Source organism: Streptomyces sulfonofaciens (assembly GCF_014656295.1).
GTDB classification, from domain to species: Bacteria; Actinomycetota; Actinomycetes; order Streptomycetales; family Streptomycetaceae; genus Streptomyces; species Streptomyces sulfonofaciens.
The window spans coordinates 50,622-64,457 of record NZ_BNCD01000001.1 but is presented as its reverse complement, the minus strand read 5'-3'; the positions used below and the strand labels follow the sequence as shown (position 1 = coordinate 64,457).

General features: G+C 74.7%; 12 protein-coding genes. 8 read left to right on the top strand and 4 right to left on the bottom strand.

What is annotated here, in order from left to right; translation table 11 throughout:
- The first annotated feature begins 202 nt into the window (after positions 1-202).
- Positions 203-835, top strand: coding sequence for an ATP-binding protein (locus IE313_RS00225; RefSeq protein WP_189928802.1), 633 nt, complete (start codon positions 203-205; stop codon positions 833-835).
- Between the two features lie 456 nt (positions 836-1,291).
- Here IE313_RS00225 and IE313_RS00220 read toward each other — a convergent pair whose 3' ends face one another.
- Positions 1,292-2,371 (bottom strand): GlxA family transcriptional regulator, encoded by a 1,080-nt coding sequence (locus IE313_RS00220; protein WP_189928801.1) that lies wholly within the window; start codon positions 2,369-2,371, stop codon positions 1,292-1,294.
- A gap of 70 nt (positions 2,372-2,441) precedes the next feature.
- On the opposite strand from IE313_RS00220, the gene IE313_RS00215 reads away from it, so the two are divergent.
- Positions 2,442-3,767, top strand: coding sequence for an MFS transporter (locus tag IE313_RS00215; RefSeq protein WP_229924258.1), 1,326 nt, complete (start codon positions 2,442-2,444; stop codon positions 3,765-3,767).
- 52 nt (positions 3,768-3,819) lie between these two features.
- Here IE313_RS00215 and IE313_RS00210 read toward each other — a convergent pair whose 3' ends face one another.
- Positions 3,820-5,007 carry a flavin-containing monooxygenase gene (locus IE313_RS00210; protein ID WP_189928799.1) on the bottom strand — a complete coding sequence of 396 codons (1,188 nt, stop codon included), beginning with the start codon at positions 5,005-5,007 and terminating at the stop codon, positions 3,820-3,822.
- A 96-nt stretch (positions 5,008-5,103) separates the two neighbouring features.
- Here IE313_RS00210 and IE313_RS00205 point away from each other — a divergent pair, with 96 nt between their 5' ends.
- The 3 genes from IE313_RS00205 (at position 5,104) to IE313_RS35920 (ending at position 6,403) form a co-directional block, all read left to right on the top strand.
- Positions 5,104-5,826, top strand: coding sequence for a GNAT family N-acetyltransferase (locus tag IE313_RS00205; RefSeq protein ID WP_189928798.1), 723 nt, complete (start codon positions 5,104-5,106; stop codon positions 5,824-5,826).
- Between the two features lie 53 nt (positions 5,827-5,879).
- Positions 5,880-6,014 (top strand): hypothetical protein, encoded by a 135-nt coding sequence (locus IE313_RS35925; protein WP_268256673.1) that lies wholly within the window; start codon positions 5,880-5,882, stop codon positions 6,012-6,014.
- Positions 6,015-6,268: 254 nt separating this feature from the next.
- A complete protein-coding gene (locus tag IE313_RS35920) occupies positions 6,269-6,403 on the top strand; it encodes a GNAT family N-acetyltransferase (protein ID WP_268256672.1) in 135 nt (44 codons plus the stop codon).
- A gap of 288 nt (positions 6,404-6,691) precedes the next feature.
- Here IE313_RS35920 and IE313_RS00195 read toward each other — a convergent pair whose 3' ends face one another.
- Positions 6,692-7,339 (bottom strand): TetR family transcriptional regulator, encoded by a 648-nt coding sequence (locus IE313_RS00195; protein WP_189928797.1) that lies wholly within the window; start codon positions 7,337-7,339, stop codon positions 6,692-6,694.
- A gap of 211 nt (positions 7,340-7,550) precedes the next feature.
- Between IE313_RS00195 and IE313_RS00190 the strand changes: the two genes are divergently transcribed.
- Together IE313_RS00190 and afsK are read left to right on the top strand one after the other, a co-directional pair.
- Positions 7,551-7,874: a hypothetical protein gene (locus IE313_RS00190; RefSeq protein WP_189928796.1), complete on the top strand. Its 324-nt coding sequence runs from the start codon at positions 7,551-7,553 to the stop codon at positions 7,872-7,874.
- A gap of 486 nt (positions 7,875-8,360) precedes the next feature.
- Positions 8,361-10,757 carry a protein serine/threonine kinase AfsK gene (gene afsK, locus IE313_RS00185; protein ID WP_189928795.1) on the top strand — a complete coding sequence of 799 codons (2,397 nt, stop codon included), beginning with the start codon at positions 8,361-8,363 and terminating at the stop codon, positions 10,755-10,757.
- A gap of 139 nt (positions 10,758-10,896) precedes the next feature.
- On the opposite strand, the gene IE313_RS00180 is transcribed toward afsK, so the two are convergent.
- Positions 10,897-11,502 carry a hypothetical protein gene (locus tag IE313_RS00180; RefSeq protein ID WP_189928794.1) on the bottom strand — a complete coding sequence of 202 codons (606 nt, stop codon included), beginning with the start codon at positions 11,500-11,502 and terminating at the stop codon, positions 10,897-10,899.
- 693 nt (positions 11,503-12,195) lie between these two features.
- Here IE313_RS00180 and IE313_RS00175 point away from each other — a divergent pair.
- Positions 12,196-13,719 carry an AMP-binding protein gene (locus IE313_RS00175; RefSeq protein ID WP_189928793.1) on the top strand — a complete coding sequence of 508 codons (1,524 nt, stop codon included), beginning with the start codon at positions 12,196-12,198 and terminating at the stop codon, positions 13,717-13,719.
- The last annotated feature ends 117 nt before the right edge of the window (positions 13,720-13,836 follow it).

The following is a 13,836-nucleotide window of genomic DNA, read 5'->3' as shown; positions in this document are numbered from 1 at the left end:
GTCGCACAGTATGCCGCACGCGTACTCCTTCGCGCTGGAATATGCCCGAAGCGCTTGTTGGGGTGACTGTACGTCAACCATGCTGTCTCGTAGGGGGGTCACGTTCCGTGAACCCTGTTGCTCATCGGAGGGCAAGGCGATGTTCCCCCAGTGCTTGAAGAGCCTGGGTGGTACCCCCAGGCCGGTTCGGATGGTGTGAGCGGTGCAGGTGCTTCAATTACAGCTGGAGGTCCGGCCCGACCCCGCGGAGGTGGGGCGGGCCAGACGATGGGCCCGTGCCCGGCTCGCCCGGTCGGGCATAGGAGCCGACGAGCCGATCGCGGAGACGCTGATCCTGATCGTCTCCGAGTTGGTCACCAACGCGGTGGTGCACACCGGTTGTCCTGCGGTGCTGCGGATCCTGTTGAGGGGATCGCCGGCCGGTGCGCCGGAGGCGCCCTGCGGGCCGGAGCAGTGCTGCGGGCCCGACGGGCGGGGCAGGCCGGCGGGCCGCGCCCCGGAGGGCCCCGCCAGGCCCGGCCCGCCGGCCGCGGGGGACCAGACCGCCCACGAGCCGCGCCGGGCACCGGAGACGGTCGTGCGCACGGTCCGTGTCGAGGTCGCCGACAGCTCAGGGCGACCGCCGCGGCCCCGGCACGCCGACGGCGACGAGACGGGCGGCCGCGGCCTTGAGCTGGTGGACGGCCTCGCGGACCGCTGGGGCTGGGAGCCGTCCGGCGCCGGCAAGCGGGTCTGGTGCGAGCTGGACCGCTTCACCGCCCCGACCGCGGCCCAGCCCGCCGTCTACCGCACCCTCCCGGCGTACGAGGGCGTGGCGGCGTACGAAGCGGTCTGAAGGGTGCGGGCCGCGGCCCACGGGTGCGCCCCTGTGCTCCCGGTGCGGCGAGGCGCGTCAGGAAGCCCCGAGCGAGTGTTGACGTGCGGTGTCCGTTTGATCACGCTTGTGGTCAGCGATTCGCCGCGAGGGGACGCCGAGAGCGCCGACGGGGGCGTGCTCGGCGAGCGCGGGTCGTGCCGCGGCGTCCCTCGCCCGGGTCCCGGAACCGGGCCGGTGCGTCGGAGCCGAAGGGCGGCGCGCGGTGCTCGGCACACCCCACAAGCGCGCCGCCGACCGATCCACCCCGGCGGGCCGTCGGGCGCCGCTTTTCACTGCCCCGGCCCCGCCCCGCGCGCGTCGAACCCGTGCACCCGGCTGCTCACGCCCCCAAGCACCCGCCGCCGCACGACGGGTGGCTCGCCACGACCGGGGCGGCGGGCGGCCCGGACCCACCCGCCGGGCAGCTCCCGGTCCCTACGGGCCGACCGCCGCTGAGCCCTTCGGCGCCGGGAGGTGCACCGCTGAGCCGTTGGCCGCTGAGCCGTTCGCCGCGGTGCGGAAGGTGCGGCGGTAGGCGGTCGGGGTGACGCCCAGGGCGCTCTGCAGGTGCTGGCGCATCGACTGCGCGGTGCCGAAGCCGCAGTCCCGCGCCACCTGGTCGACGGAGAGGTCGGTGGACTCCAGCAGATACCTGGCGCGCGCGACGCGCTGCTGGGTCAGCCACTGGCCCGGGCTCATACCGGACTCCTCGCGGAACCGCCGCGTGAAGGTCCGCACCGACATGGACTCGCGCTCGGCCAGGTCCCGAAGCTGGAGGGGTTCGTGCAGCCGCTCCAGCGCCCAGGAGCGGGCCGATGCGGTGGTCGCCTGCTGGAGTTCGGGCAGCGGCCGTTCGATGTACTGCGCCTGGCCGCCCTCCCGGTGCGGCGGGACGACGGTGCGGCGGGCCACGTCGTTGGCGACCGCGGTGCCGTGGTCGCGGCGTACCACGTGCAGGCACAGGTCGATGCCGGCGGCCACCCCCGCGGACGTCAGTACGTCGCCGTCGTCGACGAAGAGCACGTCCGCGTCGACCCTGATCCTAGGGAAGAGCCGCTGGAAGTGCTCGGCGTGCGACCAGTGCGTGGTGGCCGGGCGGCCGTCCAGGCGGCCGGCGGCGGCCAGGACGTAGCCGCCGGTGCAGATGGACACGAGCCGGGTGCCCGGCGCGATGCGTGCGAACGCCGCGGCCAGCTCCGGCGTCAGCCGGCCCTCCTCGAAGACCGGGCCCAGCTCGTGGGAGGCGGGCACCACGACCGTGTCGGCCGTGGCCAGGGCCTCCGGGCCGTTCTCCACCAGCACGGCGAAGTCCGCGTCCGTCGCCACCGGGCCGGGCGGCCGCACGGAACAGGTCACCACGTCGTACAGGCGCCGGCGGGCGGCGTCCCTCGCCTGGCCGAAGACCCGTTGCGGAATGCCCAGTTCGAACGGGAGCAGCCCGTCCAGGGCCAGCACCACGACGCGGTGCCGGGGGCCGGGCCGCGCCGCGGCCGTACGTGGCGGGGAGAGGACCATGGCCCGATCGTAACGAATGCTGTCCCTCGGGCCACTCGTACTGCTGTTCGCGGTCGGCGAGCCTGAACGGGTGACGCAGACCACCGAAGCCCCCACCCCCGAGGACGCCCCCGCGGCAGGCGGCGCCCGCACCCGCCGCACGCGCCGCACCGCCCGGGTGCACCGCGCCTGGTTCGTCGCGGCCGTCACCTTCGTCACCATCATCGGAGCGGCCGCCTTCCGGTCCCTGCCGGCCCTGCTGATCGACCCGCTCCACCAGGAGTTCCACTGGTCGCGCGGCACCATCGGCGCCGCCGTCTCGGTCAACCTGGCGCTCTACGGGGTCACCTCCCCGTTCGCAGCGGCGCTGATGGACCGCTTCGGCATCCGCAAGGTGGTCGCCGTCGCGCTGAGCGTGATCGCGCTCGGCTCGGGTCTGACGGTGTGGATGACGGCCGCCTGGCAACTGCTGCTCTGCTGGGGCCTGCTGGTCGGTCTCGGCACCGGCTCGATGGCGCTGGCCTTCGCGGCCACCGTCACCAACCGCTGGTTCACCGAGCGGCGCGGCCTGGTCACCGGCGTCCTCACGGCGGCCTCCGCCTCCGGGCAACTGATCTTCCTGCCGGTGCTCTCCTGGCTCGTCGAGCGGCACGGCTGGCGGCCCGCGGCGGTGACGGTGGCGCTGGCGGCGCTCGCCGTGGTGCCCTTCGTCTGGCTGCTGCTGCGCGACCATCCCGCGGACGTGGGCCTGAAGCCCTACGGGGCGCAGGAGTTCGCGGCCAAGCCGCCGCCGGTGCGCGGTGCCGCGCGGCGCACCGTGGCGGTGCTGTTCTCCTCCGCACGCACGGGCACGTTCTGGCTGCTCGCCGGGACCTTCGCGATCTGCGGCGCGTCCACCAACGGCCTGGTGCAGACGCACTTCGTGCCCGCCGCCCACGACCACGGCATGCCGATCACGGCGGCCGCGTCGCTGCTCGCGGTGGTGGGCGTCTTCGACGTCGTGGGGACGATCGCCTCGGGCTGGTTCACGGACCGCTTCCAGGCGCGCCGCCTGCTGGCCGCCTACTACGCGCTGCGCGGGATCTCGCTGCTGTTCCTGCCGGTGCTGCTGGGGCCCAGCGTGCATCCGACGATGCTGTTCTTCATCGTCTTCTACGGTCTCGACTGGGTCGCCACCGTGCCGCCCACCCTCTCGCTGTGCCGGGAGCACTTCGGACAGGACAGCGCGATCGTGTTCGGCTGGGTGCTGGCCTCCCACCAGGTCGGCGCCGCGGTGGTCGCCTACCTGGGCGGCGTGGCCCGCGACACCTTCGGCTCCTACGACGTGGTCTGGTACGCGGCCGGGGCGCTGTGCGCGGCGGCGGCACTGATGGCCCTGGTGATCCGGCGTCCGGCACGTGCCGTGGCACCGGCCTGACGGGGCGGGCCGGCGAGGGGGGCGGAGGCCGCCGGCGGGGCGCCCGGTGTGCTCAGCCGGCCGCCCGGGCCACGGTCCGGCCGATCCTGCGGGCGTCCCGGGCCAGCTCGCGCAGCGATCCGCTGAGCGGCGTGGTGAACCCGGTGAAGTACAGCCCAGGGGCGTGCCGCGCCGAGCGCGGCCCGTGCACGCGCGGCAGGCCCCGTTCGTCGAGGACACCGAGGTGGCCCACCAGGTCCTCCAGGGCCCTGCGGTAGCCGGTCGCGGCGATGACCGCGTCCGGCGCCACGAGCGTGCCGTCCGCGAGCACCACCTTGTGGTCCTCGAAGGACTCCACCGCCGCGACCGGCTCGACCAGCCCCTTGCGCACCGCGTCGATCAGGCCGGTGTCCTGCACCGGGATCGCACCCTGCCTGGCCCGGGTGTACAGGCCCGTGCGGGGGCGCGGCAGGCCGTGCGCCGCGAGGTCGGGGACGCTCAAGGCGGCGAGCGCCCGGGCCAGCAGGTCGACCACGGCCACCGGCAGCCGGCGGCACAGGATCCCGGTGGCCTGCGCGGGCCAGCCCGCCGTGGAACGGCGCACGATGTGCGGGGCGGTGCGCACCGCGAGCCGCACCCGCGCGGCCCCGCCCTCCACCAGGTCGACGGCTATCTCGGCGCCGGTGTTGCCCACCCCGACCACCAGCACGTCCTTGCCGGCGTAGGGGCTCGCGTTGCGGTAGGAGCGGGCGTGCAGGAGTTCGCCGCGGTAGGCGTCGCGGCCCGGCCAGTCGGGCAGGTGGGGCGTGTGGTTGTAACCGGTCGCCACCACCACGGCGCTGGCCAGCAGTTCCCGCCCGCCGCTGGCCCGCAGCAGCCAGCGGTCGCCGTCGTCGCTGCCGGTCCGCTCCACCCGGAAGACCTCCACGCCGGTGACGATCTCCAGACGGTGGTGCTCGGCGTACTGCTCCAGGTAGCGGACGACGTCGTCGCGCGCCACCCAGCGCCCGTGGGCGCGGGGGATCGGCAGGCCGGGCAGGGCGGACATCCGCCGGGTGGTGTGCAGCCTGAGCCGGTCGTAGTGGCCGCGCCAGGCGGCGCCGACACCCGGGGACCGCTCCAGGACGACCGCCCGGATGCCCCGGGCGCGCAGCGCGTGCGCCGCCGCGAGACCGCCGGGACCGCCACCGATGACGTACACGGGGTGGTCCTGGGCGGTGCGTGCGGTGCGGTCGTCACGGACGGTCGGATCTGCGGCCATGAGCGGGAGCGTAATCCCGCCTTTCATTGATCGGTCCCGGTCAAATACGAAATCGGTTGCGAATGGATTACGAACTCGGCGGTGTTCAATGGGGGGATGAGCGACGGTGTGGGGAGCGGTCGGCGCATCACCGGTGTCGGCGTGCCGCCGGCCGCCGAGATATCCGGGCACGGGCTGCGGCTGCGGCCCTGGCGCCCCGAGTCCGCCGAGGACGCCGCCGCCTGGCTGCGCGGCGTGCGCGACCCGGAGTTCCTGCGCTGGAACACCCCGCTCAGGACGGTCGGCAGCCTCGATGACGCGCGCGGCTCGCTGCGGGCCAGGCTGGAGGAGGCGCGGCAGGGCGTGGCCACCGCGTTCTGCGTCACGGACGCGGGCAGCGGCGCCGTCCTCGGGCACCTGGGCGTCAACACCGTCGACCCGTTCCTGCGCACCGCCCGCGTCGGCTACTGGGTACTGCCGGAGGCCCGCGGCCGCCGGGTCGCCCGCCGTGCCCTCGCGCTCGCCTCGGCCTGGGGCTTCGAGGGGGCCGGCCTGCACCGCCTGGAGCTCGGCCACGCCCTCGGCCACGACGTCTCCTGCCGGGTCGCCGAGCGGTGCGGGTACCGGTTCGAGGGCGAGCTGCGCGGCGCCATGTTCGAGGCGGGCCGCCACGACGCCTTCCGCAACGTCCATCTGCACGCCCGGCTGGCCTCGGACCCGTATCCGCCGGTGGACGCCCCCGCGGACGGCGCACGGCCCGGGGGGACGCGCCCCGGCGGGGCGGATCCCGACCGGAACCCCCGCGGGGCGGATCCCGGCTTGGGCCACGGCGCGGTGTAGCGGGCCGCGGAAAACGGCTGGGCCGCGCGGCGCGGAGCCGGTAGGCAGGGGGGATGGACCAGGAGACGGCACGCCGCCCGTACGCGTGGTGCTTCCCCGACGACCTCGACGCCTTCCTCGACCGCGCCGGCGGCTTCCCGGCCGCCGACCCGGCCCTGCACACCGGCGCGCGCACGGCGCCGGTGTGAGCACCGGCGGCTGTACCGGCTGGCCGAGGCCGCACCGCCCGAGCCGGTGCCGCCGGGCCGGGCACGTACCGCGGGGCCGGGCGACCGCGACCTGCTGGCCCGCTGGTGCACGGCCTTCGCGCAGGAGGTGGGCGAGGGCCCCGGCAAGGATCCCCCGCGGTGGGCGCAGACCCGGATCGGCTACGGCGGCGTCACCCTCTGGGAGGTACCGGGCTCATCTGGGCCGGGCGGCGCTGGGCGCGGGCGCCGCTCAGGTGCTGCTCTTCGCCGACCTCGCCAACCCCACCAGCAACGCCCTCCACCAGCGGATCGGCTACCGCCCGGTCGGTGACGTCGACGTCCACGCGTTCACACCCGGGCCGGCAGCGCCCACTCCTCCGTCGCGGTGAGCGCGCGGCGACGATCCCGCGCGCGGGGCAGCGGCCCCGAGGCGCGGGTGCACGGCGCGGGTGCACGGCGCGGGTGCACGGCGCGGGTGCACGGCGCGGGTGCACGGCGCGGGTGCACGGCGGTGGCGTCGGCCCGCTCACAGGGCGGCCGCGGCGGTCCCGCGCACACGACAGCGGCGGACCGCGGAATGGAACCGCGACCCGCCGCTGCGAGACAGGACCCCGGGAGATCCCCGGGCTATTCGGGTGAGGGGGTGCCTGCGGCACCCGTAACCGGCGCGTGCTGCCTTACTTCGGAGGCTTTCTCCCGGTCACCCCCAGATGGACCAGCAGCGCGAGATTGGGTTTGATCTCCGCCTGCTTCACCCCCCAGCCCTGGAGGTTCTTCTGGTGGGAGGCGACCGCGGCGAGCATCGTGACCAGGGAACCGGCCACCGCCGGAGCGCTGACATCGCGGTCGACCCGGCCCCTGGCCTGCAGGTCCTTGACGCTCTCCACAAGCGAGTTGAAGATCGAGTTGAGGATCCGCATACGGATCCTGGCGAAGCGCTTGTCGCCCTCGGCCGCACCCAGGTCGATGACGCGGAGAATTGCGTCGTTGCGCCGCCAGAAATCCAGGAACCCGTCGACGAGCTCCTGGGCCGTCTGCCAGCCGGACTTACCGGCCCAGGAACGGCCGGCCACGAGATCGGTCAATCCGGCGCCTTCCGCGGCCAATTGCTGCGCGATCTCCAGAACGGCGCCTTCGACATCCGGGAAGTACTGGTAGAACGTCGCCGGTGAGGTGCCCGCTTTCCGGGCCACATCAATGACCTTGACATCCCGGTAGGGCGAGGTGCGCAGCATCTCGCCCAGGCAGTCCAACAGTTTCTGACGTGTTGCCTGACCTCGCCGTCCGGCCACCCGGCCGTCGACGGTACGTACTTGTCCTGTCATGCCGTCAGCTTACCGACGGGTGATCCGAGCGCGATTCGGCCGACTGCAAATGGGGTTCTCGGGGCCGGTGCGCGCACAAGGGGGGCGGGTCCGTGAGGGCCTGTGCGCAAACGCGTCCGCATTGGTGACGATATTGGTCTAGACCTGGGATGTGCAGGTGATCCATAGTGGGTGCTCGTCCGTATCGAAGAAAGCGAAGGGGAAATCCGCCATGCCCAGGAAGACCGCCGCACTCGTCATCGCCTCGCTCACCGGCGCAGCCGCCCTGACCGCCGGCCTGCTCGCCCTGGCCGCGCCCGCCGGCGCCGCGGCGCTGCCGTGCAACCTGTCGAGCAGCGGCGGCACCGCGTCCGCCACCTGCTTCAGCGGCTCCTCGTACACCTGGCGGCTCGTCGCCGACTGCGACGACGTCAGCGACCCGCGCAGCCCCTCGCGCGTCACCACCCTCTACGGCGACTGGCGCACCGGTGACGGCACCGAGACGCTCACCTGCGACAGCGGGCTGCGCGCGACGGGGCACCTCGAAGCGCGCTGAGCCGCGCACTCCGTCTCGGGCGCCCGTGCGCCGGTTGGACGCCGGGCGCCCGTGCATCGGTTCGGCACCGGGCGCCCTCCCACCCGCCTGGCCGTCCCCCGCTCGCGCGTTCCGCGCCCCGCTCCCCGGCGCGCAGTGCCCCGCGGCGGCGCTCCGCGGCACGGGGGGCTGCCGCCCGCCGGCCCCCGATCACCGCGGTCCGCGGGCGCCGCACGGCCCCGATGTCCACCGTGCGGGCCCCGCGCGGGCCCCGTTCAGGCCCCGTGCGGCGCCCGGGTCGCGCTGCTCGACACCCGAAGGGGGTTGTTTTCCTCCGCCCTCACTTGATACGTCCTTGTTTGTCCTGGACACCCCCGTCCCGACCCGGGTTCGCAACCCGGGCTCCGGACAGGAACAATCAGGGTGCGTGCCGCCGCGGCGGTTCGGTGGTGAGACGCTGCACGAGGCCGTCGCTCTGCACGGCCGTACGGGGAGGTGGCAGGCAAGGTGGATCAGCTTACGCAGCAGGATCCGAGACGGATCGGACCGTTCGAGGTGCTGAGCCGGCTCGGAGCCGGGGGCATGGGGCTCGTCTATCTCGCGCGCTCGACGTCGGGCCGGCGTGTGGCGATCAAGACGGTCAGAACGGAGCTCGCGGAGGACCAGCTCTTCCGCGTCCGCTTCACCCGCGAGGTGGAGGCCGCGCGCGCCGTCTCCGGCTTCTACACGGCCGCCGTCGTCGACGCCGACCCCCGCGCCGCCGTGCCGTGGCTCGCGACCGCCTACGTGCCCGCGCCCTCCCTCGAGGAGATAGTGAACGAGCACGGCCCGCTGCCCGCCCAGGCGGTGCGCTGGCTGGCCGCGGGCGTGGCCGAGGCCCTCCAGTCCATCCACGGTGCCGGCCTGGTGCACCGCGACCTCAAGCCGTCGAACGTCCTCGTCGTCGAGGACGGCCCGCGCGTGATCGACTTCGGTATCGCGAGCGGCGTCTCCAACACCCGGCTGACGATGACCAACGTCGCCGTGGGCACGCCCGCGTACATGTCCCCCGAGCAGGCGAAGGACTCCCGCAGCGTGACCGGCGCGAGCGACGTCTTCTCGCTCGCCTCCACCCTGGTCTTCGCCGCCACCGGCCATGCGCCCTACCACGGTGCCAACCCGGTGGAGACGGTCTTCATGCTGCTGCGCGAGGGCCCGGACCTCACGGGCCTGCCCGACGAGCTGCGTCCGCTGATCGACGCCTGCATGCAGATGGACGCCACCGCCCGGCCCACCCCCGCCGATCTCCAGGCCCAGCTCGCGCCGCACCTCTTCGCCGGCTCCGACGACGACAGCGGCACGGCCTCCGCCTGGCTGCCGGAGCCCGCGGTGGCCCTGATCGAGGCGCGCCGCGCCGGGCGGCCGGGCACCAGGGCCGGCCAGGACGGCCCGCGCGCCGGCAGCCGCGGCGCGCCCGCGGTGCCCCCGCCCCCGCGGCACGCACCGCCCCCGCCGCTGCCCGTGCCGCCGCCGGCCACCGGCGGCGGCATCGGCGGCGGCATCGGCCACGGCGGCGCGGCGCCGGACGGCGAACCGGTACGCCTCGGCGGTGCGCAACTGCCCATCGGACCCGGGCCGCGGGTCGCGGACGCCCGTGCCACCGCCGTGCGGGCCCTGGCGCCGGCCGCCGCCGACGCGGGCCTCGCCGCCTCGTGGTCACGGGCCAGGCCCGGCGCGATCGGCGACCCCGCGGCCCCCGGAGTGCCCGCGCCCACCGTGCCCCCGCAGGACGGCCCGGCCACCTGGCGCCCCTGGCGCTTCCGGATGTCGAACGACGTCTGGGGAACTCCGGCGGTCGCCGGCGACCTCGTCTACGTCACCTCCTTCGAGGTGCACGCGCTGGACGTGGCCAGCGGGCGGCGCAGGTTCAAGACCCGGGACGTCGCCTGGTCGATGGCCGTCTCGGACGGCCGTATCCACGCCTCGGACGGTCCCACCCTCTACGCACTCGACGCCCGCGAGGGCGCCGACCTGTGGCGGCTGTCCACCGAGGGCTGGGTGTACTCGCTGAAGGCGGACCGCGGCACCGTCATCACGGGTACGCGCGGGGGCGGCGTCCAGGCCTGGGAGGCGTCCAACGGCCAGCAGCTCTGGGAGCTGAGCGGGGCCCAGTCGGACTTCGAGGCACCCGAGTCCGGCCCCGTCGTGCACGACGGCACGGTCTACGTCTGGCAGGACGCCCGGCTGCGTGCGCTGGAGGCGCGCACCGGCGAGGAGCGCTGGTCGTACCCCATCGGGGACGCGGCGTCCTGCGGTGGCGTGCCGGTGCGGCTGACACAGGCGCAGGACGGCTTCGTCTACGTCAGCGCGGGCACCCGCGCCCTCGCCATCGACGTCGCCGGCGGCCACGTCCGCTGGCACTTCGAGGCGCCCGCCGTCTTCCTCTCGCCGCCGGCCTTCGTGCCGGGTCCCGCGGTCACCGGTGGCGGTGTCTACCTCGCCGACTACCTCGGCACGGTCTACGCCCTGGACGCCACCGACGGCCGCGACCGCTGGCGGATCGCCACGGAGGCCCGCGCCTCGATCGAGCCGGTGCTCATCGTCGACGGCCATGTGCACGTCGGCAGCGGCAAGGGGCTCTACACGCTGGACGCGGTGACCGGCACGCCCAAGTGGCGCTTCCAGGCCGGCGGCGACGTCGTGGGCTCACCGGTCGTGGCCGACGGCCGGATCCACTTCGGCTCCACCGACCACCTCCTGTACACACTCAAGTCCGACGACGGCCGGCTGCGCTGGAAGCTCGCCACCGGTGGGGAGATCACCGGTGCGCCCGTGGTGCAGGCGGGCGTCGTGTACGCGTGCAGCAAGGACCGCTGCGTGTACGCCCTGGACGCGGAGAAGGGGACGGGCACGGCGCGCGCGTAGCCGACGGCGCCGGCACCTCGTGGCGCACCGCCAGAACCCGCCGGCGCACGGCAACGGTCCGCAGGGCAGGGTCCGAACGCCCAGGGCCCGAACGGCGCCTGCGGCCGTGCACCGCTGTCCGGCGCGCCGTCCCGTCGGCTCACCACCGCTCGTCGGACGTCCGCTGCCAGGACGGCGGCTTCGGGCCGTGCGCCCGCTCGTCCGGCTCGCCGGTGTCCGGCACCTCCGTGCCGCCGGGATCCGGGCCCGGCACGTCCGGTTCGTCCCGCGCGGCGGTGCCGTACGGCGACGACGGCTGGGAGTACCCCCGCACATGCCGCCCCCGCCCCCTGCGTCCCCGCATCACCACCGCGCCCAGCAGCAGGAGCACCCCGCCCGCGAGCGCCAGGGCCACCCCGAGCCCCAGCCCGGTGCCGTCCGACTCCACGGCGAGGCTCCCGTGCACCTGGCCCTGTCGCACCATCCACAGGATCGTGAACCCCGGCACGACCGCGCCGGCGCCCGCCACCAGCAGCCGCGACCGCAGCACGATCCCCGCGAGCGCCACCGCCGCCGCGCCGAGGAAGGCCAGGAAGAGGGAGCTGAGCAGGCCGCTGCCATGACCGCTGATCCCCGACGGAGTGAACAGCTCCACCACCCGGTAGTCGCGCCCCCGGCGGCCGTCGTACCAGCCGTGGAAGGGACTCCAGAGGGCCCCGGCGGCTCCGGCGGCGGCGATGACCGCCCCAAGGACGTTGCGGACCATACCGCCCTCCTTCGCCTCCTCCAACGACGCTACGCCGCCCGCCGGAGCCCCGCCAGAAGGCATCAAGGCCGGGGTGCAGCCCGGTTCTGGTGGGGGCGCGGGGAATTGCGCGGCAAGCCGTGAGGAGGGGGCCGGGTCGCCACTGTCCTGGGGGACCGGTCCGGGCCGGGGCGCAGCCCGGTTCTGGTGGGGGCGCGGGGAACTGCGCGACAAGCCACGACGTGAGGGTCGGGTCGCCACTGTCCTGGGGGGCCGGTCCGGGCCGGGGCGGAGTCCGGTTCTGGTGGGGGCGTGGGGAATTGCGCGGCAAGCCGTGAGGAGGGGGCCGGGTCGCCACTGTCCTGGGGGACCGGTCCGGGCCGGGGCGCAGCCCGGTTCTGGTGGGGGCGCGGGGAACTGCGCGACAAGCCACGACGAGAGGGCCAGGCCGCCACCGCCCCCAGGGACCCACCCGGGCCGACCCGCCCACCGCCAGATGCCGACCCGCGCACCGCCAGGTGCCGACCCGCGCACCGCCAGGTGCCGACCCGCCCACCGGCAGGTGCCGACCCGCCCACCGCCAGGTGCCGACCCGCGCACCGGCAGGTGCCGACCCGCCCACCGGCAAAGGGCGAACTCCCCCCACCCCCGCATAGCCGCCCGATCCCCGAGGAACATTGGCCGCAGAGCGTCCTTCCGGCAAAGGAGCCGCCCGTGTTCTTCCCGCTCACCGTCCACGACTTCCTGGACCGCGCCGTCACCGTCTACCCCGACCGCGTGGGAATCGTCGACGAACCCCGCCAGCCCGCCCCGTCCTGGGGCGAGGTGACCTACGCCGAACTCGGCCGCCGGGCCGCCGCACAGGCCGCGGCGCTGGACCGGCTCGGCGTGCCGCCCGGCGGCCGGGTCGCGATCGTCTCGCAGAACAGCGCCCGCCTGCTCACCTCGTTCTACGGCGTGTCCGGCTGGGGCAGGATCCTCGTCCCCGTCAACTTCCGCCTCACCGCGGCCGAGATCACCTACATCGTCGGCCACTCAGGCGCCGAGGTGCTGCTCCTCGATCCGGAGCTGAAGGACCTGGCGAAGGAGATCGGTGCCCCGCACACCTTCCTCCTCGGCGAGGACGACGACGCGATCTGGGGCGCGGACGCAGCACCGCGCCCCTGGAAGGCGGACGAGCAGGCGACCGCCACCCTCAACTACACCTCGGGCACCACCGCCCGCCCCAAGGGCGTCCAGCTCACCCACCGCAACCTGTGGCTCAACGCGGCCACGTTCGGCTGGCACGCGGGCGTCACCGACCGAGACGTCTACCTCCACACACTGCCGATGTTCCACGCCAACGGCTGGGGCATGCCGTACGCGGTCACCGGCATGGGCGGCCGGCACATCGTGCTCCGCAAGGTCGACGGGACCGAGATCCTGCGCCGTGTCGAGCGGCACGGCGTCACGCTGATGTGCGCCGCGCCCGCGGTGGTCAACGCGGTCCTGGACGCCGCCCCGGACTGGGACGGCGACATCCCGGGCCGTGACCGGGTCCGCATCGTGGTGGCCGGCGCCCCGCCGCCCACCCGCACCATCGAGCGCCTGCGGGCCGAACTGGGTTGGGAGTTCATCCAGCTCTACGGCCTCACCGAGACGTCCCCGCTCCTGACCATGAACCGGATGCGTGCCGAGTGGGACGACCTCCCGCCGCACGAACAGGCCGTCAGGCTCGGCCGCGCAGGCGCCCCCGGCATCGGCGTACGGCTCACCACCGACGAGAGCGGCGAGGTACTGGCCCGCAGCAACCACAACCTGGCCGCGTACTGGGACGACCCCGGGGCGACGGCCGCGGCGCAGGCCGGCGACTGGTTCCACACCGGCGACGGCGGTGTGATCGAGGACGGTCAGCTCACCCTCACGGACCGCAAGAAGGACGTCATCATCACCGGCGGGGAGAACGTCTCCTCCATCGAGGTGGAGGACGTGATCACCAGTCACGGCGCGGTGCGCGAGGTCGCCGTCATCGGCATCCCGGACGCCAAGTGGGGCGAACTGGTCACCGCACTGGTCGTCACCGACGACGCGGACCTGACCGCGGACGGGGTGATCGCGCACTGCCGGGCCCACCTCGCGTCCTACAAGTGCCCGAAGCGCGTCGAGTTCCGCACGGAGCTGCCGCGCACGGCCACCGGCAAGCTCCAGAAGTTCAAGCTGCGGGAGCAGTACCGAAACGCGGGCCCCGACCCGTCGTAGGGGGGCCAGGCCGGGCCCTCCGACCCGGGGCCGGGCCCCGGCTGCGGGGTGCCGGCCTGCGCCGGATGCGCGGTCGTCCGTGCTCGGCCGGGGTCGCGGACGGGGGCCGTGCCGAAC

Excerpts from the sequence above, each read along its gene's own strand:
- IE313_RS00205 (WP_189928798.1), top strand. The coding sequence starts at position 5,104 with ATGAGCGACGGTGTGGGGAGCGGTCGGCGCATCACCGGTGTCGGCGTG.
- IE313_RS00220 (WP_189928801.1), bottom strand. The coding sequence starts at position 2,371 with ATGGTCCTCTCCCCGCCACGTACGGCCGCGGCGCGGCCCGGCCCCCGG.
- IE313_RS00180 (WP_189928794.1), bottom strand. The coding sequence starts at position 11,502 with ATGGTCCGCAACGTCCTTGGGGCGGTCATCGCCGCCGCCGGAGCCGCC.
- IE313_RS00195 (WP_189928797.1), bottom strand. The coding sequence starts at position 7,339 with ATGACAGGACAAGTACGTACCGTCGACGGCCGGGTGGCCGGACGGCGA.
- IE313_RS00210 (WP_189928799.1), bottom strand. The coding sequence starts at position 5,007 with ATGGCCGCAGATCCGACCGTCCGTGACGACCGCACCGCACGCACCGCC.
- IE313_RS35925 (WP_268256673.1), top strand. The coding sequence starts at position 5,880 with ATGGACCAGGAGACGGCACGCCGCCCGTACGCGTGGTGCTTCCCCGAC.
- IE313_RS00190 (WP_189928796.1), top strand. The coding sequence starts at position 7,551 with ATGCCCAGGAAGACCGCCGCACTCGTCATCGCCTCGCTCACCGGCGCA.